This is a genomic window from Deinococcus sp. YIM 134068 (genome assembly GCF_036543075.1).
In the GTDB taxonomy this organism is placed as follows: Bacteria; Deinococcota; Deinococci; order Deinococcales; family Deinococcaceae; genus Deinococcus; species Deinococcus lichenicola.
Window position 1 is genome coordinate 1 of the sequence record NZ_JAZHPF010000038.1, and the last position, 18470, is coordinate 18470.

General features: G+C 70.5%; 20 protein-coding genes and 1 pseudogene. 9 read left to right on the forward strand and 12 right to left on the reverse strand.

What is annotated here, in order from left to right; all coding sequences use genetic code 11:
• From V3W47_RS19065 to V3W47_RS19075, 3 genes and pseudogenes are all read left to right on the forward strand, one after another.
• Positions 1-128: pseudogene (locus tag V3W47_RS19065) on the forward strand (IS3-like element ISDds1 family transposase); the annotation flags it as partial.
• Positions 129-176: 48 nt separating this feature from the next.
• Positions 177-521, forward strand: coding sequence for a hypothetical protein (locus V3W47_RS19070; protein ID WP_331826822.1), 345 nt, complete (start codon positions 177-179; stop codon positions 519-521).
• Positions 522-874: 353 nt separating this feature from the next.
• On the forward strand, positions 875-2524 hold the full coding sequence (locus V3W47_RS19075) for a CocE/NonD family hydrolase (RefSeq protein ID WP_331826823.1): 1650 nt from the start codon (positions 875-877) through the stop codon (positions 2522-2524).
• 368 nt (positions 2525-2892) lie between these two features.
• On the opposite strand, the gene V3W47_RS19080 is transcribed toward V3W47_RS19075, so the two are convergent.
• Positions 2893-3522 (reverse strand): carboxypeptidase-like regulatory domain-containing protein, encoded by a 630-nt coding sequence (locus V3W47_RS19080; protein ID WP_331826824.1) that lies wholly within the window; start codon positions 3520-3522, stop codon positions 2893-2895.
• 376 nt (positions 3523-3898) lie between these two features.
• Here V3W47_RS19080 and V3W47_RS19085 point away from each other — a divergent pair, with 376 nt between their 5' ends.
• The gene (locus tag V3W47_RS19085; protein ID WP_331826825.1) at positions 3899-4909 is read left to right on the forward strand and encodes an alpha/beta hydrolase; all 1011 of its coding nucleotides are present in this window, start codon (positions 3899-3901) and stop codon (positions 4907-4909) included.
• A 229-nt stretch (positions 4910-5138) separates the two neighbouring features.
• On the opposite strand, the gene V3W47_RS19090 is transcribed toward V3W47_RS19085, so the two are convergent.
• Together V3W47_RS19090 and V3W47_RS19095 are read right to left on the reverse strand one after the other, a co-directional pair.
• Positions 5139-5279, reverse strand: coding sequence for a hypothetical protein (locus V3W47_RS19090; protein WP_331826826.1), 141 nt, complete (start codon positions 5277-5279; stop codon positions 5139-5141).
• Between the two features lie 8 nt (positions 5280-5287).
• On the reverse strand, positions 5288-5872 hold the full coding sequence (locus tag V3W47_RS19095; RefSeq protein ID WP_331826827.1) for a hypothetical protein: 585 nt from the start codon (positions 5870-5872) through the stop codon (positions 5288-5290).
• Positions 5873-6281: 409 nt separating this feature from the next.
• Between V3W47_RS19095 and V3W47_RS19100 the strand changes: the two genes are divergently transcribed.
• The 3 genes from V3W47_RS19100 to V3W47_RS19110 all read left to right on the forward strand — a co-directional run bounded on the left by V3W47_RS19100 (position 6282) and on the right by V3W47_RS19110 (position 9125).
• The gene (locus V3W47_RS19100; RefSeq protein WP_331826828.1) at positions 6282-7670 is read left to right on the forward strand and encodes a hypothetical protein; all 1389 of its coding nucleotides are present in this window, start codon (positions 6282-6284) and stop codon (positions 7668-7670) included.
• 94 nt (positions 7671-7764) lie between these two features.
• Complete coding sequence (locus tag V3W47_RS19105) at positions 7765-7995, forward strand: hypothetical protein (RefSeq protein ID WP_331826829.1); 231 nt, start codon at positions 7765-7767, stop codon at positions 7993-7995.
• Between the two features lie 50 nt (positions 7996-8045).
• Positions 8046-9125 (forward strand): AfsR/SARP family transcriptional regulator, encoded by a 1080-nt coding sequence (locus V3W47_RS19110; protein WP_331826830.1) that lies wholly within the window; start codon positions 8046-8048, stop codon positions 9123-9125.
• Positions 9126-9928: 803 nt separating this feature from the next.
• Here the strand turns inward: V3W47_RS19110 and V3W47_RS19115 are convergent.
• The 3 genes from V3W47_RS19115 to V3W47_RS19125 all read right to left on the reverse strand — a co-directional run bounded on the left by V3W47_RS19115 (position 9929) and on the right by V3W47_RS19125 (position 12072).
• Positions 9929-10774 carry a CBS domain-containing protein gene (locus tag V3W47_RS19115; RefSeq protein WP_331826831.1) on the reverse strand — a complete coding sequence of 282 codons (846 nt, stop codon included), beginning with the start codon at positions 10772-10774 and terminating at the stop codon, positions 9929-9931.
• Complete coding sequence (locus tag V3W47_RS19120) at positions 10731-11168, reverse strand: universal stress protein (protein ID WP_331826832.1); 438 nt, start codon at positions 11166-11168, stop codon at positions 10731-10733. Before V3W47_RS19120 ends, V3W47_RS19115 begins: the two co-directional genes overlap by 44 nt.
• Before the next feature lie 388 nt (positions 11169-11556).
• Positions 11557-12072 (reverse strand): hypothetical protein, encoded by a 516-nt coding sequence (locus V3W47_RS19125; protein WP_331826833.1) that lies wholly within the window; start codon positions 12070-12072, stop codon positions 11557-11559.
• 237 nt (positions 12073-12309) lie between these two features.
• Between V3W47_RS19125 and V3W47_RS19730 the strand changes: the two genes are divergently transcribed.
• Together V3W47_RS19730 and V3W47_RS19130 are read left to right on the forward strand one after the other, a co-directional pair.
• On the forward strand, positions 12310-12741 hold the full coding sequence (locus V3W47_RS19730; RefSeq protein WP_442877250.1) for a Tn3 family transposase: 432 nt from the start codon (positions 12310-12312) through the stop codon (positions 12739-12741).
• A gap of 291 nt (positions 12742-13032) precedes the next feature.
• Positions 13033-14304 carry a DUF4388 domain-containing protein gene (locus V3W47_RS19130; protein ID WP_331826834.1) on the forward strand — a complete coding sequence of 424 codons (1272 nt, stop codon included), beginning with the start codon at positions 13033-13035 and terminating at the stop codon, positions 14302-14304.
• Between the two features lie 91 nt (positions 14305-14395).
• On the opposite strand, the gene V3W47_RS19135 is transcribed toward V3W47_RS19130, so the two are convergent.
• The 6 genes from V3W47_RS19135 to V3W47_RS19160 all read right to left on the reverse strand — a co-directional run bounded on the left by V3W47_RS19135 (position 14396) and on the right by V3W47_RS19160 (position 18135).
• Positions 14396-14845, reverse strand: coding sequence for an HD domain-containing phosphohydrolase (locus V3W47_RS19135; protein ID WP_331826840.1), 450 nt, complete (start codon positions 14843-14845; stop codon positions 14396-14398).
• A 183-nt stretch (positions 14846-15028) separates the two neighbouring features.
• On the reverse strand, positions 15029-15514 hold the full coding sequence (locus V3W47_RS19140; protein ID WP_331826835.1) for a hypothetical protein: 486 nt from the start codon (positions 15512-15514) through the stop codon (positions 15029-15031).
• Positions 15515-15615: 101 nt separating this feature from the next.
• Positions 15616-15993 (reverse strand): roadblock/LC7 domain-containing protein, encoded by a 378-nt coding sequence (locus V3W47_RS19145; RefSeq protein WP_331826836.1) that lies wholly within the window; start codon positions 15991-15993, stop codon positions 15616-15618.
• A 34-nt stretch (positions 15994-16027) separates the two neighbouring features.
• Positions 16028-16573 (reverse strand): GTP-binding protein, encoded by a 546-nt coding sequence (locus tag V3W47_RS19150; RefSeq protein WP_331826837.1) that lies wholly within the window; start codon positions 16571-16573, stop codon positions 16028-16030.
• Complete coding sequence (locus V3W47_RS19155) at positions 16570-17232, reverse strand: hypothetical protein (RefSeq protein ID WP_331826838.1); 663 nt, start codon at positions 17230-17232, stop codon at positions 16570-16572. The genes V3W47_RS19150 and V3W47_RS19155 overlap by 4 nt, the downstream gene beginning before the upstream one ends.
• 489 nt (positions 17233-17721) lie before the next feature.
• Positions 17722-18135, reverse strand: a complete 414-nt coding sequence (locus tag V3W47_RS19160) for a hypothetical protein (protein ID WP_331826839.1) — start codon at positions 18133-18135, stop codon at positions 17722-17724.
• Positions 18136-18470: the final 335 nt, after the last annotated feature.

Genomic DNA, 18470 nt, shown 5'->3' on the forward strand with positions numbered 1-18470 from the left:
GAACCGGGCTGCTGCACGGCGGGCAGTCTTCGAGTCCACCCTCGGTCTTCTCCCACCGCCAGCGACGCCACGCCACGCTCGGGGACTTGACGCCCCTGGCGTTCGAACGCCAAGCTACAGCCGCTTAACTTCAACGACGCACAAGCCGGACAGGCCCAGACTCCTTCAGACGGGAGGTGCCGGCGACGGGTTCCCGCTTCACGTCAGGCTGGAGCGAGGCCCTGTTCGGGCTGTGGGGTGGCCGGGTGGACTGGGTGGGGAACTGGGTCGCCTATAAAGACGGCCAGCTCCGGACTCAGGAACGGGACCACCGCCGCTTCCGCCCAGGTCAGAAGCTGGGCCTCTTCGACGACAGCGGCGTGCTGCTGATCCCGGGGTGGAGCGACGGGGCCTTCGACTGCCGGGCCTACACCCAGGACCAGGACGGCCAGCCCGAAGAGCTGACGTGCCGCCAGAGCCCGCGCTCCCTGGCAGACGCCCTGGAGCAACTCGGCCTCCAGAGCGTTGACCGTTCAGGGTAAATGGCCCCTCTCGTCAACCTGTCCTCCCCCTGAATTCACTGCGGGCAACAGACCCGGTGTCAGGGAATTTGCCGTGAGGCGCAACGGGCCGGTGAGGTCCATCCGGGAGGCAACGCCACCTCCCGGGCGGGAGCGCTCGGCCCCCTGCTTCAGCAGTTCCCCGGCGTCACCTCGGACCCCGCACCACCACCTCGACGCGAGCCACCACAAGCGCACTACGCTGTCAAGGCACCACGACAACCTTCATCCCGCTCCACCCACCCCACGGACCACGTCGAACGACACCGAAGACGGCCTCTCCCCCTTCCCTTCTTCGCGTCCTCGACCTCCCCACCTGCCCCCAGAGGTCCACCATGACGACGCCCGACACACGCCCCACGCCCCCCACACGACTGGCGCGCGTGCTCGACACCGTGACCACCCGCGCCATGAGGCCCCCGGCAGGCTCGGCCTATACCGTGACCCGGGGGGTGTGGGTCCCCATGCGCGACGGGGCCGAGTTGCTGGCCGACGTGTACACCCCGGTCGGTGAGGTGCGCGGCACGCTCCTCGTGCGCCTGCCCTATGGTCGCGGCGTCCTGGCGGCGGCCAACTTCGCGGCACCCTACGCCGCGCGTGGCTACCGGGTGGTGCTGCAAAGCTGCCGCGGGACCTTCGGGTCCGGGGGCGGTCCGTTCGAGCCGATGGGGCGCGAGATCGAGGACGGTGCCGATACCGCCACATGGTTGCGCGCGCAACCGTGGTTCGGGGGCCGGTTCGCCACCCTCGGCGGCTCGTACTTCGGCTTCACCCAGTGGGCGCTGCTCCTCGATCCGCCGCCGGAGCTGGTCACCGCCGTCATCCTGATCGGGCTGCACGACGTCTACCAGACGGCGCACGGGGCGGGTGCCTTCCGGTTGGAGGTGCTGCTGTCCTGGCACCACCAGATCGCCCGTCAGGAGCGCGGCGGCCTCCTCACCGCCCTGATCGACCGGGCGAAGCTCACCCGGCGGTTGAAGCCCGCGCTGGACGCCCTGCCCCTGCTCGAGGCGGGGGAGCGGCACCTGGGCGGCGGACCCCTGGGTGCCTCGTACCGCGACATGCTGACCCGCGCCGATCTGGGGGACCCTTACTGGACGCCGAGGCGGTTGGAGGGGGCACTGGAGCAGGTGCGCGTCCCGGTGCTGCTCGCGGGGGACTGGCAGGACATCTTCCTCGACCAGACACTCGCGCAGTACGCCCGGTTGCGCGAGCGGGGCGTGGACGTGGCGTTGACGGTGGGTCCCTGGGCGCACGGCGAGGGCCTCGACGTCATGACGCGCGAGGCCCTGGACTGGTTGGCCGAGCATCTGGGCGGCGAGGCCCGCCACCGCTCCGCCCCGGTGCGCGTGTCCGTGACGGGCGCGGGAGAGTGGCGTGACCTGCCCGGCTGGCCGCCCCCCACCGGGTCGCGGACGCTGTACCTGCACCCGGACGGGGGACTGGGTGCCTACCCGCCCTCCCCGAAGGCACGGCCCTCCACCTTCACCTACGACCCGGCAAGTCCCACACCCAGCGTGGGCGGTCAGCTCCTCGTGAACGGGGGTTATCGCGACACCCGTCCCCTGGAAGCCCGCGAGGACATCCTGACCTTTACCGGCCCGGCCCTCACCGCTCCGCTGGAGGTAATGGGCGTGCCGGAGGTCGAGGTGGTGCACCGCAGCGACAACCCGCACGCCGACCTGTTCGTGCGGCTGTGCGAGGTGGATGTCCGGGGGCAGTCGCGCCTGGTGAGCGACGGCTTTCGTCGGCTGACCCCGGCGGACGGCGGCGTCGTGCGCCTGTCCCTGGGGGCCGTGGCGCACCGGTTCGCCGCCGGATCACGGCTGCGCGTGCTGATCTCCGGGGGTTCGCATCCGCAGTACGCGCGCAACCTGGGCACCGGTGAGGACCCGGCGACGGGTCGCCGCCTGGCCGTCTCGCACCGGACCGTCATGCACGGCGAGGGCGGCCTGTCCCGGATCGTCCTGCCCGTGACGGGGTGACCCCGGGTTCTGTCGTCTCCTGGCCTCGTCTCCCTTCGGGCCGAACATCCGGCAGCCCGGAGAAGGTCCACCTCGGCGGTGTGGTCGGCCCCCGGGAAGGGCGAATCGTAGCTCGCTCCCTTTGGCGATCGTTCAAGCGTTCAGCCGTGGCGTCTCACAGCAGCTCCCCCGACACAGGACCCGGTTGAAAGAATCCCGAGACCCGTGGGGCACCTTGCCAGACGATTGGGCCGGTGGACCGTGAGAAGCGGCCCTCGTCTTCAGCACTTCGAAGGAGTTGCCGCTCCGGGCCATTGCTGTTTCGCCGGACGGGCGACGTACAGGAAGGCACGGCCAATGCCACTGACCTTGCTGTACCCCGTGCCGCACTACGACGTGTTGGATTCGAACCTGAGGGTCATCTTGTCCTGGGGTTGCTTTTCCCCCATCCAGAGGGGAGCGCGCGTGCCGTCCGGGCGAAGCTCCACCGCCGTCGCCGTGTACTGCCCGAGCGGGATGTCGTACAGAAAGGACTCGCCAGGCTGCGTCGTCCTCACCAGCGGTTTGCCCACCGACCCGTCCACCAGCGGCCCGTCCACCAGCGGCCCGTCCGGGACCAGGGTCACCTCGACCCGCGACTCGTCCCAGTTCACCACGCCGTCGTCGTCCCACCCCGGATGGAGCAGCCGAGCCTCTCCCCCGAAAAAGGCGTTCTCCCCGGCGTCGGGGATGACCCCGCTGAGTTTGAGCCTGAAGTTGCGGATGGTCCCTCCTTTCGCCGAGAAGGGCTCGTAGCCTTCCTCGTTCACGGAATCGACGCGCAGGCAGAACTTCTGGCCCCGGTAGGGCATCAGGGTCCAGGCTGTGGCGAGGTACGGCATGTCGATCAGGGAGCGGGCGGTGTACTGCCCTTGGGCGTCCGTCTTGACGCCGACCATCCCGCCCGTCAGCCCCGGCTCGATGCGGACGATGGCACCTTTGATGGGTTGGCCCAGCGCGTCCAGCACGACGCCCTTCACCGTCCCCGGTTCAGGTTTCGGCGGGGGGGGCGGCCAGGCCAGCGGTGAGGGTGAGGACGGACAGGAGGGCAGGCAGGGATCGTCTCATGGTTCGGGTTCCTTTGCAAAAGGCAGAGAGGGCGTGGGCGACTGACCCGGTGCGCCGTGGCAGGGCGGAGAATCACCGGACGGAGTGCACGGTGGGTTCGGCCCGGTGATTGCAGCGTGATTCGGCCCGTTCCATCGGGAGGGGGTGTCAGCCACCGGGACGCGTCCGATCAGGGGTCGAGGTCAGGCCCGGGGCAGAGCGGAGCAGGTTCCTCTGCCGCGCCGACCGGGCCACGCGTCCCTCAGGGGGCCGTGGTTTACGCTGCGAGGCGTGTCAGGACAATCCAGCGTGAACAGAACCAGGACCTTCACGTGGGGGGCGGCACTCGCCCTGGCCGGGTGGTGGGTCGCCTCCAAACGCGCCGCGTCCTTTCCCCGGCTCCACCCCGAACTGCGCTCGCCGCTGCTGCGCTTCCGCTCGCCCCCCTTCACGCCTGCCCTCGTCTGGGCCATGCGGAGGCTGCCCGCGCGGTTCGCCGCCCCGACGGACGTTCAGTTCGAGTCGCGCCGTATCCCTGGCCCTCCCGGCGCACCGGACGTCACCGTGTACCTCTACCGCCCCCTCGCAGGACAGCAGAACACCGCCGCGCTGCTCTACCTCCACGGCGGGGGGTTCATCACGGGCTCGGCTGAGGCCTACCACAGGCAGTGTGCCCGCTTCGCGCGGGAACTGGGCCTGCTCGTCGTGAACGTGGAGTACCGCCTCGCGCCCGAGACGCCCTTCCCCGGGCCGCTGGAGGACTGTTACGCGGCCCTGCGCTGGATGAAGGCGCAGGCGGCGTCCCTCGGCAGCGACCCGGCGCGGATCGCCGTCGCCGGGGACAGCGCCGGGGCGGGCCTGGCGGCGGCACTGGCGCAACTCGCGCACGACCGGGGTGAGGTCGCGCCCGCCTTCCAATTGCTGCTGTACCCGATGCTGGACGACCGCACGGTCCTGGAGACAAATCACGAGGGGCGGGGGGAGTTCGTGTGGACGCCGACCTCGAACCTGCTGGGCTGGTCGTCGTACCTGGGCCGCAAGCCGACGCTGGAGGCCGCGCCCGAGTACGCGGCACCCGCGAGACGGGCCGACCTCTCCGGCCTCGCGCCCGCGTGGATCGGCGTGGGCACGCTCGACCTGTTCTTCCCGGAGGACCGGGAGTACGCGCGCCGTCTGAACGAGGCGGGCGTGCCGTGCGAGTTCCACGAGGTGGAGGGTGCCTATCACGCCGGCGAGCTGTTCTCGCCGGGCGCGTCCGTCTCCGAGGCATTTCTGGAGCGGAGTCTGGAGGCGCTGCGGCGGGGCCTGCGCTTGGCCTGACGGGTCGGCCCTCGTCGGGGTGAATGACCCCGGGACCGTCGGACTGACCGGGCCGCCTCCCTGTCCCGGTGCGGCTGGAGCAGGAGGTCGAGCACGGAGAATCGGGCGCGTCGGCAGGGGGCACTCTGGCCGGGCGTGGATGTTCGGGGGATGACGTGGCCTCGGGGAAGGTCGGCTGCCCGTCCCGCTTCGGTCTCGACGGCGCTCGGCGGGCCGTCCACACCAAGTCCTACCGAAGCCGCAGCGAGTGTACGAAGGCGTCGATCCACGTCAGTCGGGGGTCGTTCGTCAGCGCGTTCAGTTGCCCCCTCGTGCGTGCCAGGGAGGTCTTCCACGCCGCCTCCGCCCGTCCCGCGTCGCCCGAGTTCAACGCCTCCGTCACCGCGCGGTTGGCCCCGAGAACGCGTCTGCGGGCAGTTCCTTCAACAAGACGGGGTACCGGAGCGAGACGTAAGACTTGCCGTCCTGCGTCAGCCCCTGGAAGGTGTAGAAGACCTGTTCGCGCGACAGGGGCGACACGTCGAGGCTGTAGGCCACGAGCGCGCGCACGCCGCGCCCGCCGGGAAAGTCGAGGTACTTCACGGCGGCGTTCAGCACCTGCCCCGAAAAGGGGGGCGGCAGGAAGGGCAACTCCCCCCGAAGCTGGGCAGGCGCGGGACGCTCCTTGAGCAGCGCCCGCAGCGAGTCGATTTCCGTCCGCACGCCGTCCCTCTTCCCTGGGTACTGGGCGATCAACCCGGCGACCGGGTAGACGTTCAGCTCGCGCACAGCGTCCCCCTGCGGCCCGAGGACAACCTGCACATGGCGGGGCGGGAAGAAGTCGGGGGTGTCCAGGCGCTTCTGCGTCTCCACGGTGCGGACGGTGGCGATCACGCCCAGGAGCCGGGCGTCGAAGGACACCCGTGGCAGCGCGGGCGTGGAAGCGGACAGGAGGAGCAGGGCGGACAGGAGGGTCGTGTTCACGGGCAGAGGGTAGGGGCCGCCGGATGACCGGGGGATGACGCGGACGAGGGAGTCCTCCTCAGCCCGGCCCGCAGGCTGGACCCACGAGGACGACCGGCAGACGCTGGAACAGGAACTTCATCCGCTGGCTGTGGGGAGTGCCCAGGCGGGGACCCTGGTGGACCGCCTGCGTCTGCGTCTGCGCCTGCGCCTGCCGCCTCCACCACCCGCGACAGCCGGGTGGTCGTCCGAGCGGCGCACAGGGGCATGGTCTACGCGGTCGGCGGCGGCAGGGAGCGCGCGGTCTTCACCACAGGCCGCCCACGAGCGCTCCCGGACATCCTGAACACCCGGCGCGACCGACCGTTCTCTTCAGGTCCAGGAGGGCCGGTCATCCTCCGATCACCCACGGCTGGCTACCGTGCCGGGCATGAACGCCTTTTCCCGCCCCCTGTTCACCCTCGCCCTGCTGACCTCGGCGGCCAGCGCCGCTCCGTCCACCCTGACCGGCGAGTGGTACGGAGGCTCCGTCTTCCCCCGCTCCGCCTACACCCTGGAGGGCTTCCGGCAGGCGGGCAGCGACACCGAGCGCCTTCTGCCGCGCCCGGACGGCACCTACGAACTCGCCACCCTGAGCACAAGTGCCACCCCGGAGACCTTCGGCTGGAGCGGTCGCCTGATCTCCTGCGAAAAGATCAGCATCCGCTGGGAAGCGGGGCGGTACACGGTCCAGGGGGGCACGCTCGTCCTGAAGCCGGGCGCGGCGAAGGGCTTCAACCTCGCCACCCCGCACTCCCTGAAGAGCGGCTGCGTGCGGTCCGGCGGCTTGTCCTACACCGGGACCGACCTGAGGCCGCGCACCTCCACCTGGAGGGTCACGGGGACGACCCTCACCCTGACGACCGGGAAGGACCGGGCCGTGGTGCGCCGCGCGACCCCCGAGGAACTGCGGCGGGCCAGCACGCCGAGTCCGCCCCCGGCCTCCCCGCCCGTGGTCGTGACCCCACCCCCACCGCCCCCGCCTCCCCCCGTGCGGCAAGGCGGCAGCGGCAGGTGGGCGGGCCGCCTCACCACGGACGGAAACGCCCCGCTGGACGTGCGGCTGAACGTGGAGGACGACCGCCTCGGCATTCAGGGCATGGTGCTGTCCGCCGAGGGGGAGTGGCTCGGCACGGTGGCGGGCGACCACCGGTCGGGAACGCTGACCCTGACGCTCCGGCTGCCGGACGACACGGCGGTGGAGCTGCGCGCGACCGGGAAGTTCGACGGCGACACCTACACGGGGCGCTTCCAGGCGGTGACGGCCGACGGGCAGACCCTGGGCGGCGGACAGGTCAACCTCACCCGCGCCCCTGCCCGCGCGGCAGCGGTAGGGGAACCCCCAGGTCCCGACCGGTCGGAGAGGCCCCTGTTCCAAATTTGGGCCGTGGAAGCGACACGAGAAAACGCCTGCCAAACTTGCCCACGGTCTCCATCCCTCTCACCCGTGACATCGGGGCGCGCGTCAGCCCCCGCCTTCCGCGCGATCAGCGGCACGGCCACGGCGGCGGGCGGACACTCGCTCAAGGACACGGTGATCGACAGCGGACAGGGCAAGGCGGATTTCACCCTCCCCGACCTCGACGACGTGCCCTCCGCGATCTGCGCCGTGCAGGACAACGACGGGGACGAGGACGTGAGCGCGGAGCCTGCGGCCAGCACGGGCGTGCCGAGCGTGAGGGCGACGAGCAGGGCGGTCAGGGTAGGCGGCGTGCGCTTCATGGTGTTCTCCTTCGCCGTGTGGCGTGTCCGGACGGGAGGGGAGATGATCGGACGATGACCGGCCCACCGGGCGGGGCGCGCACTCAGGGTGGGAGCACGCCGCCGCCCCTCCCCTGACGGCCACCGCCGAAGCGGTGGAGTTGAAGGTCGACATGAACGAGGACGCTCACCTCCCCCGCCTCCCCCGCCTCCCCGGCGAACACGAGGTCTCCCTGCCGCGCGTGTGGCACGAGTCCGACGGGACCCGGGCCGTCTGGCGCGCCTCGGTGCTGCGGGGCGACTCGCCGCGACGCCACCTCGCCACGCCGGACGCGCTGCTGAATTTCTTGGCTGAACACCTGCGCCACGGGTCCGCCGGGAACGTCCCCTGCGCCGAGTTCTGAACCGCCGGAGGTCCCCAACTCCCCCCCGTGGGGAGTACGCTGAGGGCACCATGAACGCTCTGCCGTGGCACCTGGGGTTGCTCGGCACGGTCCGGCTGCGCGGGCCGGACAGCCGGGAGACGCGCCCGGAACGCAAGCTGGCGGCCCTGCTCGCCCTCCTCGCGCTGGAGGGGCCTACCCACCGCTCGCGCCTGGTGGGATTGCTGTGGCCCGAGACGCGGGAGGCGGCGGCCCGCAACAACCTCGTGCAGATGCTGCGTAAGCTCCGCTCGGCCACGGGCGCGGACCTCGTGGGCGGCGGGGAACTGCTGTCGCTGGGGTCGGCCCTCGACGTGGACGCCCGGCGCGCCCGGGACGCCTGCACCCGTGGGGAATTCGCCACCCTTCACCGCTTCGGGGGCGAACTGCTCGCGGGGCTGCGGTACGACGACTGCCCGGACCTCGACGACTGGCTGCTCGCCGAGCGTGAGCGCTGGACCGAGTGGCGCGTGGGCGCGGCGCGCGAGGAGGCCGCCCGGCTGGAGCGCGAGGGCCGCTACGACGAGGCGGCGGCGCGCACCCGGGTCCTGCTCGACCTCAATCCCCTCTCCGAGGACGCCTACCGCCGCTGCGAGGCGTTCCTGCGCCGCGAGTCCGGCGTGGACCCGCTGCCCGAGACGCTCTCCCTCCTCGCCGACATCGAGCGGGGCCGCCTGCCCGCCCCGGTGGTGCCCCAGGCCCTGCCGCTCGCCACCCTGCGCCCCCCGACCCTGGTGGGCCGCGAGCGGGAGTGGGCGCGGATGGAGGCCGCGTGGCAGGCCGGGCAGGTCATCTTCATCTGCGGGGAGCCGGGCGCGGGCAAGACGCGGCTGGCCCTGGAGAGCATGTTCGCCCTCTCGAACGATTCCGCCTTCGAGCCGACGGTGGAACATGCGGACGCCATCCTGATCCGCAAGACCCTTTGCAGCGGGGCCGTGATAGGGACGGTGGAGAAAAGCCTGGAGGTGGCCGGTGGCCCGGACTTCTACCGTGCCTTCGGGCTGGAGCGGCTGGTGCGCGACGTGCACGGCGCACCCTTCCACCCCCTGCCGGAAAAGGCGCAGCAGTTGTTCACCGGGCGGCTGGCGCTGGGGCTGGAACCCGTGGCGTGAACCCCCTCCCGGCCCTCTCTCATCCTCGGGGAAACGCTCCAGACAGGAGGTGCCCGTGCGGATCGCCAGGGAGGACACCCCGGTCGGTACCGACGCTCCGGGCGCGGTGGCCCGCCAGCAGCCCACCTTCGGCGACGCGAGCAGGTCCGGCCAGTTCAGCACCGCGCCCGGCGCTGCTCTGTGTGCTGAGAAAACACTGAACCGGAACCCCACGCCGGTGTGGGGTTATTCCGGGCTATCCGGCGGGTGCTACGGCCTGGCCGTGTGGAAGGCGAGGCGCAAGGCACTCCGGCGGTGCCCCTTCCAACTGGGCCGAACTCGTGCCCGGCGGCGTGCGTGCCATCCGTCGGGGACTTCCGCGAGGTCCCGGCCCGGTGGACTCACGCGGCAACAGTTGCCTCTGGAGAACTCCGGCGGGCCAGGCCTCGCAGGCCTGTGGCGTCCAGCACCACTCGTCCACCAGTTCCAGGTACACCTCCGCGCGGGTGAGCGCCAGGAAGATTACCCGGCGCTGGTAGTTCCGCTGCCACTCGGGCGTTTTCCGCTCCTCACGTTGCGCCTTGCGCGCCTCGCCGAGGGGCCGTGGTCAACCGTTGACGGAATGGGGGGGGGGGGATCACCGCTGGCGTTCCGAGGACAGTGGACCCGAATCGGGCACGCCCGGCAGGCCCCGACGAAGGCGTGCAAGGAACGGAGTGAGAGGCCGGACGGGAGGGGGACTGCCTCCATCCCCACAAGGTGGACCCAACGCCGCCGCCGGGTCTTCGTTGGCAAGGTTGCCGCCCGTCGCGCTCGGAGCACGGTCAAGCGGGCTGCCCCTGCCCTTCCCCGAGGAGGGCGCGCAGGACGTCGCTGACGGTGATCACCCCCAGGAGCCGCCCGTCTGTCCCCAGGACGGGCAGGCCGTGGACGTCGGCCTCCAGCATCCGGGCGACCGCGTCCCCCAGCGAGGCGTCCCCGGACACTTCTCCCCCCGGCGGGCGCATCAGGTCGCGCGCCGTCTTGCCGTTCAGGAAGAACTGGTCCCCCATCACGGTGTCCCCGTGCGCTGCCTTGGCCCGCTCGACCACCGCGCCCAGGTCGCGCCCGTGCAGGACGCCCACCAGTCGCTCGCCCTCCAGCACCGGCAGCACCCGCAGCCCGGTCACCCGCAGTTTGGCGGCGGCCTCGCTCGCCGGGGAGCCTGCCAGGACAGCGATGGGCTGCCCGGTCATGTGCCCGCGCGCGGTGCCCCAGGAGGGGGACGGCTCCCGCGCGGCGGCCCGCAACACATCCGTGAGGGTGAGCATGCCCACCAGGGCACCCCTCTCGTTCAGGACGGGAAGGCCGCCGACCCGGCGGTCGAGCATGACCCGGACGGCCCGGCCCAGCGGCTCGTCCGGCGCGGTGGTGAGCACCGGGTGCCGCATGGCCTCTCGGACCCGCACGCGCCCGGCGCGGTAGGCGAAGTCCCAGGGGGTGAGGCCCTCGTGCAGGGCGGGGAGGTGGTGCCTCACCTCGCCGTCGGTGAGCAGGCCGACGAGCTGGCCCGCCTGAACGACCGGCAGGCGCTTGATGTGCAGCGTCTCCATCTTCACCACGGCGTCGGGCAGCGACTCGTGGGGATCAGCGGTGATGACACGGGCGTGCATGGCGTCCTGGACGAGCATGGTCTTTCCTCCTTGGGTACGGGGCAGCCGGGACGGGCGGGGGGCCGGCGGCGGGACGTGAGGGGGTACGCTTCCCGCTTGCGACCGGGGCTCCGGCCGTCCCGGCGGCGGGGTCCCCCGTGGGGTCGGCGGGGGCGCGGACGAGGAACACCGGCACCTTGACCCGGTGCAGCACCGCCTCGGCGACGCTGCCGAGCAGGAAGTGCACCAGCCCGCCCCACCCGTGGGTGCTCATCACGACGAGGGCGGCACCCAGGCGTTCCACGTCGTCCGCGATGACCTGGGAGACGGGGCGGCCAGTCGTCTCGCGACACACGATCCGGGCCTCGGGGAAGTCGAGGGTCTGCGGTCGAACATACGTTCCTCCTTCGTCCTCACCCTGTGGGCGGGTCATTACCCCGCCATTACCGCTGGCTGCGCGCCCGCGCCAGGGCTGGTCCCGGCCTGGGGCACCCCATCCACACGATCATCCGGTGAACGCCCCTGGTCCCTGGGCTGTCCCACTCGGGAGCGGACCCGCCGGGAAGGTCCCGGGGTGGTTCTCGTGGCCGGAGTCGCGGGTGCAGGGCCGCCCGCGTACCCCGAAGACTTCGGGCGATGCCTGGCGATACCCCCGGAGGCTGATCGGGGGGCACGCATCCCTCCAGCGGCCCACGACGGAAAGCGTCTCGTGGTCCACGGTCCCCAGGGTTTTCAGCCCGAAGACCAGCAGCAGTCTCGCCGCCAGGAAGTCCGCCCTCGTCCCCTTCCAGGGCTGCCAGGGGTCCGGATGAGTCCCGCGCTCAGCCGGGCGCGTCTTGCCCGAACGAGAACCCCTGCCGAACGTATCGCGCCGTTCGGAGAGTCACGATGGTCCTGCGCCGCCCTCCCTCACCCTCGTACGCCACGTTCTGGGCGTGGACCCACGTGCCGTCGAGATCGTAGGCAAAGGGCAGCCTGCCCCAACCAACCGCACCCTGATCCGCCGACGTCTTGAGCATCTGCGACCGCACCAGCTCCTCCCCGTTGCGTGGCCGAAGATGGACCGTGGTGACGTCCTCCACCCTCCGGAAGCACACCTCCTCGGGGAGCAGTTCTCCGAGGAGGACCAGGCTCCCCGACGACCTTTTGCGGGAAGGAGGCCGCGCGCTCTTTCGGGTCGTCACCTTTCGGGGAGGCGTGACTGCGGCACCGTTCCCCACCTGCGCTGAAGTCAGTCGACCCAGCAACCCGTCGGCGATCCGGGCCAGGGGTTTTTCCCGCGCATCCGGGCGACCGGTCGTGGTCTGCAAGCCCGGCACAGGGGTGTCGCCAATCAATACGGGCAGGATGTCGTTGTGCTGTTTGGGCGCGGGTCAGCGCCGCCCTCGGCTCGGCTCCCGTCCAGTCCTTGTTCGGGCCGTGGTGCGAGACGAAGATGACGCAGGAGTGCGCGTCGTGCCGATCCACCTGATCGAGGCACCGGGCGAGGACCTCGCCCACAGGAACGTGTCGAGGCGCTTGGCCTAGGAACGGTTCTCGCCGGCGAGGGAGAGGCAGACATCAAGGCGGGCACGGTGACGGCCTCGCGCCGGCTTTGCGCGAACCGGGCCGGGTGCAGCGAGCGCATCCTGTCCACGCTGAGGTGGCTGCGCGACCCCGAACGGCGGCGCTGCTTCCTGGTGGGACTGGACAAGGGAGAGGCCCTGCACGCGCTGAAGCGGGTAGTGGCCCTTCACCGCAGCGGGGAGATTCGGAACCGTTCCTTTCCTTTGAGGCGCAAAGCCACCGCGCCAGCGGCCTCAACCCTGTCACGACCGCCATCGCCGTGTGGAACACGGTGTCCCTGGAGCGTGTCGTCGAGGCCCCGCGCGCCGAGGGCAGCAGGGTGCCCGGCGGCCCGCCGGCGCATGTGCCCCCCTGAGCTGGAAGCATCCCGGGTTGACGGGCGACGACGTGTGGTGGCCGGAGGCCGTGCCCAACGGCACCTTCGGGCGTTGGGCGAGTAGAGCGCCTTCCACACGCCTTCTTTTCCTGAACGGAGGAGTCGTCGAGCTTGTTACCACCCGAGGTGGGCCTTCACCGGGTTCCACAGGACGGCCGCCACCTGATCAAGCCCCTCGACCCAGGGTGTGAGGGCAACCGATCAAGCTCGGGGAAGACCTGCTCAACTTCGGAAAACAGGCGCTCAACGCGGCAGTCCGAGCTGTGCATCTTCTGTAAGGGGAAGAACTTTACCTTGTTCACGTTCGACCGAGGGCGTTCCCCTTCGTGACCGGACACCTGAAGGAGGCACCGTCATGAACTCGACAACCCGGTCGGTCTCCCTGCTGCTCATCGGCGATCAGAGGGGCCTTGTCGAGGATGGCCTGCGCCAACACCTTCCGGCGGCGCACCAGTGGACGATCCACACCTCCGACGATGTGCCCGGCGCACTCCGGCAGGTGTCCGGGATCACGCCGGACCTCGCCGTGGTGTCCTGTGCCAGTCCAGCCCAGGTGCTCTGCGAGTATTTCTTTCAACTGCTCGACTATGCCAAGCTGCACTGGCCCCACACCTCGTTCGTCCTGGTGGCTACCGGGACGGTCACGAACTTGCCGGAAGTCTTCGGGCGTTACGGCGTCATGCCGGTGGTCCACCAGGCCGACGTTCCCGAGGTTGCCCGGACCATCGAGCGCGAGATCAGCACCCTCAGCCACGGCTCGGTCCGGGGGGTGTCGCTGCCGGGGTTCCTGCAAATGATGGAGTGGGAGCGCAAGAGCCTTTCGGTCCGGGTCGAGTCGGCGGCCGGGTGGGGGCGGCTGCACCTGCTCGACGGCCGGTTGGTGGACGCCTACGCGCGGCCGGGGGGACAGACCGGTGAGGCGGCGGCCCTGAGGATCATGGCCTGGAACGACGTAGCGATTCGCCTCGAACGCTCCTACCACAACGGCCAGAGCACCGAGTTGCCGCCGCTGACCTCCCTGCTGATGGAGGCGATGCGGCAGAAGGACGAGGCGGAGCGGGCAGACGCGGCGGAGGGCGACGTTCTCGTTCTGCTCGACGACCCGGAGGAGCACGTGTTCAGGACGCCGAGAAGCTCGACCACCCACCTCAAGAAACCAGGCTACGAAGAGCCGTTCCCGCCCAACGACCCGGTGCCCGCCCTACCAGGGGCGCTTCCCGCCGCCCACGAGCACACCGCCTCCCAGGACGAGGCGAAGGAGACCAGAGTGACCAACGTCAAAGAAACCCTCATCGCCGCCATGAACATCGAGGGCGCGACCGCAACCGCCCTCGTCGAGCACAGCAGTGGCATGGCGCTGGGCACGATGGGCGCTGGCATAGACTTGGAGATGGCCGCCGCCGGGAATACGGAGGTGGTGCGCGCGAAGCTGCGCACGATGGACGCCCTGGGAATCGGGGGACAGATCGAGGACATCCTGATCACCCTGCAAGACCAGTACCACATCATCTACATCGTGTCCGGTCAGCCGCTCTTCCTGTACCTCGTGCTGCAAAAGGACAAGGCGAACCTGGCGATGGCCCGCTACAAGCTGCGCGCCCTCGCCAAGGACATCACCATCGCGTAATGCAGACCAAGGCGAGCGGCGGCGATCCTCTGAAGGTCGCCGCCGCTCGCTCCCAGGAACGCAGGGTTCGGGCACCCCTCCGCAGGTTGATTCACAGGGCAGCCGTAAGCCCTTGAGCTAAGGAGGTGGGAGGGCCGCACACGCCCCCTATGTTGATCTCAAGCGCCCTCTGCTGGTCCCGGCCCTTCGCCTCCGTCGGGCCTGAACGGCGAGCGCCGGCGGCCGACCCGCTGCCGCCCCCAGTGCCGCGACGACTTACGGGCCAGAATGTGGCCCAGCCTGGGTGCTGAACTCCCGCGTGACAGCCTCCGGAGGCCATGCCTGTTGGTTGGTAGGAACGTGGCGAGATCAGGGCGTCATACACGTCGCGCACGGCCAGAATGTGCGCCAGCAGCGGGGTGGCGTTGCCCGAGGGCCGATCCGCGTACCCCGCAACGGCTGACCGTTCGTGATGGTGCCGCACGGCCAGCCGGACGGCGCAGAGGAGGTGCCAGGCGGCAGGCAGGTGAGGCACCGCGCTGCGCGCCGGGTGCCGCCGCATCCGCCGCCACGCCTGCGCGATGGAGGGCCTGGCCTTCCGCCAGTCAGCCAGCGCGGCCCCGTCAGGTCGGGAGTTCGGGAGCCGGACGGGGCCCAAGGGGTTCGGACTTGGGGGGAGGGGGGAGGGCCGGAGGGTCAGGAGAAGGTGCCCTTCACCGGGGGGTGAGGGCACCCGGGGCCTGCCTCAGAGGGGCGTGAAGACGAACTTGTCGCTGGTGCCACCACGCAGCACGCTGTCGGTGTGCTCGCCGAGATAGACCCCTCCGGTGATCGCCTCCAGGGCACCCCACACCGCGCCCAGAGTGAAGGTGCACTTGCGGTCGCTGCCCAGCGGCTCGCCCGCCGAGCACACGGTGTCCTGGGTCTCGATCACGATGTGCTCACCTTCGTGGTATGAGCGCGTCACGGCGGCCAGGCAGGTGCCGTCCCGCCCGATGGCCGCGTCAAGCAGTCCGGCGATCTGCTCGACCGGCACGTTGCTGCCCGCCACGCCGAGTTCGGTGGCGAGGTCGCGGCCCCGCACCTTTCCGGCGCGGGTGAAGACCACGGCGGCACCGTCCGGGCCGAGGGTGTCCTCGACGCCGACGATCACGGCCTTGAAGCAGACGACGGAGTTGAAGTCGCCCAGTTGGGGGCGCAGGTGCGGGGTGGCGCTGGTGGTGGCGGTCACGGGAGTCCTCCTGGGATAAAGGGTGCTCAGAAGCTGGTGGAGCGAGGCGGGCAGGGGTGCCATACGAACCTCGAAACGTTGGGGTGGGCGTCCGGGGACGCTCAGAGAATGCTGGCGACGCTCTGGGCGGCGTCGCGGGCTTCCATGTGCAGCAGGCCCAGATTGACGCCGGTCGGGGCCACGACCGCCAGCACGCCCTTGTGCCCGGCGGCGTAGATGTAGACCTGGCCGCTCGCGCCACTCACGCTCATGTCGGTGAGCTGGCCCGAGCCGAGGGTGTCGTTGATACGCTTGCCCAGACCCAGGGCAGTCGCGGCCATCGCGGCGACGCGGTTGGGGTCGGTGCCGTCCCCCATCGTCTGGGCGATAGGCAGACCGTCCACAGTGGCGATTAAGGCACCGCGCAGCTCGGGCATGGCGGAGCGCAGGCCGGTGAGGGTGGAGTTCAGGAGTTCTTGCTTGCTGAGGGTGGCGGTCATGGTGAGGTCCTTTCGGGGAGGGGAAGACTTCCGGTCACGACAGGGCGGGAGATGGGGCGAGGGGAGCGAGTTGCAGTTCGAGCAGATGGGCGAGCACCCGGTGCGCGTCGTCCGGGGCGGTGGCGTTCAGCCCCACCACCTGGGTCTCGGGCAGGCCGAAGTACAGGGCCACGTCGGCCGGAGCCCACACGCGCGGCTGGTCCTGCCGGGTCACGCCGACCAGGAAGGGCACCGGGACGCGGGTGGTGATGAAGTCGAGGATGTTGCGGGCGTGCCCGAAGTCCTGGGGACGGTCTCCGGCGACGAGCAGCAGCAGGCCCAGCGCGCCCTCACACAGCACCTCCCACATGAAGGAGAAGCGGTCCTGTCCGGGGGTGCCGTAGAGGTGCAGTTCCTGGCCGCCCAGCCGCAGGGTGCCGAAGTCGAAGGCGACGGTGGTGTGGCGCTTGCCGATGTTCTCGCTGGCCTCGGCCTCGGTGGCGACGACCGGCGTTTGGGAGAGGGTCTGGACGAGGGTCGTCTTGCCCGCGCCCACCGGGCCGGAGACGACGAGCTTCAGGGGGGCCTGCAAGCCCGTCATGCGCTCACCACCCCGGTGAGTCGGCGCAGGGCACCGAGCAGCCGCCCCAGCAGCGGGGCCGGGGCGGGCAACGTGGCCGCAGGAACGGGGGTCGCTGCTTCCGACTCCCCGGCGGCCCGTTGCGGGGCAATCAGCTCAGCGGCGCGCAGGGCGTGCAGCATGAAGAGCACGTCCTGCTGGGGACGCCCCACCCGCTCTGCCAGTTGTGTGGCGCTCGCGCCCGCAATCAGGTGGGGGCGCAGCAAGGTCCAAACGCCGGTCAGCGAGGGCGGGACGGCCTGGGTCAGCCCGGTGAGCCGGAAGCGTGTGTCGGGGTGGGGCAGGACGTCTTGTGCTACAGACCCCTGGGAGGAGACCTGCACCAACTCGCGCAGGGGGAGGTCGTAAAAGGCCGTCCGCGCGTCCGCACCGTCTCGCTGCTGGAACTCGAACGCTCCCCGGCCCCGGGCCTGAAGGTGACTCAAAATGTCACGGACCTGGGCCACCTCCCGCAACGGAAAGCCGTCCATGTACATGGCCTGAAGCCTCCCTTCCCTGAGGGTCAGCTCCAGCGTGCGGCGCTCATACGCCTCGTGGAGGAACAGGGTGCCGGTCCGGGCATGGAGAACTTTCGCCAGGTCGGCGAGCGCGTGGTGTTCGAGGTCACCGAAGAGGGCCATTTCAACTCCTTTCCAAACAAGGGCCGCGCGAGGGCGACTCCACAAGAGCACGGGGAATCAACTCAGCCGGGACGACCGGACCTGTTGTACGAAAAGTCATCTCACAGTCTTGTCACCCTTCAAAAACCGCTTGACATGAAGGCCAACCGAACTTGCGAGTGTGGTCATGGTGGGCGTCCTCGGCCCGTCAAGTGGGGAGACGGCCGTCCGCGCCGACCCTTTCGACAGCGGCTGGCGACAGTGGTTTGAATCGGGAAACGCCGGATGACGGATGACGGTGGAGGGGAGGCCTCCTGCATCACCTTAATTTTGTGTGAGTTCGGCACCAATCTGGGGAAATCAAGGGCGGTTCGCGGGCCGCCTCTCGTCTGGTCCATGGCCGTGGCCGGCCCGTCTCGTCGGCGACGGGCGCAATGAACAGCTCGCCCCAGAACTCAGTGCCGTCCTTGCGGGAGTTGACGACCTCGACCTGCACGCTCTTCCACTTCTTCAGGCCCGGCGGATCCTGTCGAGCGCCCGGCGGTCGGCGCGCGGCCCGTGCAGGAGGGGGGTCTGGCCGATCATCTCCTCCAGCGCGTAGCCCGTCGTGTGGAGCAAGGCCGCGTCTGCGTACACGGTGCGCGGCCCCGGAAGGTCCTGCGGCTCGGCCTCGGTGATGAGCACCGCGTCGTTCGCGTGCGCGAGGACCGACACCAGCAGGGCGACCTGTTGCAGGGTGTGGTGGCGCTGCCCCTCCTCGCGCGAGACCCGCTGCGCGGTGTCCACCAGGCCGCCCGGCAGGGACGCGGCGGTGAGCGTCACGTCCACCGACTCGTCCCCCGGTCGCGCCGCAGCACCTGCGACTGGCGCGACCGGGTGCTGTCCGCAGGACATGCTTCGGCACAGGGCCGCGCAGACGGTCATCCTCGACCTCCCGCCCGAGCACCTGCTGGCGTTAACCATCGCCTGCAAGTGATCGTGCGCCTGTTGTAGCGCGGCGTGCTCGGCGCGCAGCGCCCACTCGTGCAGCAGGGCGGTGACGAAGGAGGGCGGCCCGGTCGCGGCGTGCTCCTGGCCGCCCGCACTCAGGAGGACGTGTTCGCCGTGGTCCTCACGCCCGCACTGGAAGTCCTAGCTGTACTTCGGGGATATTCAAGGACCGCTGCATAAAGCTGTGCAGGCGCGACATTTCGGGCAGGGAGGTGGCAGGGACCAGGCCCCTGCCACCTCAGCTCGAATGGCGGGAACAGTGTCGCCCA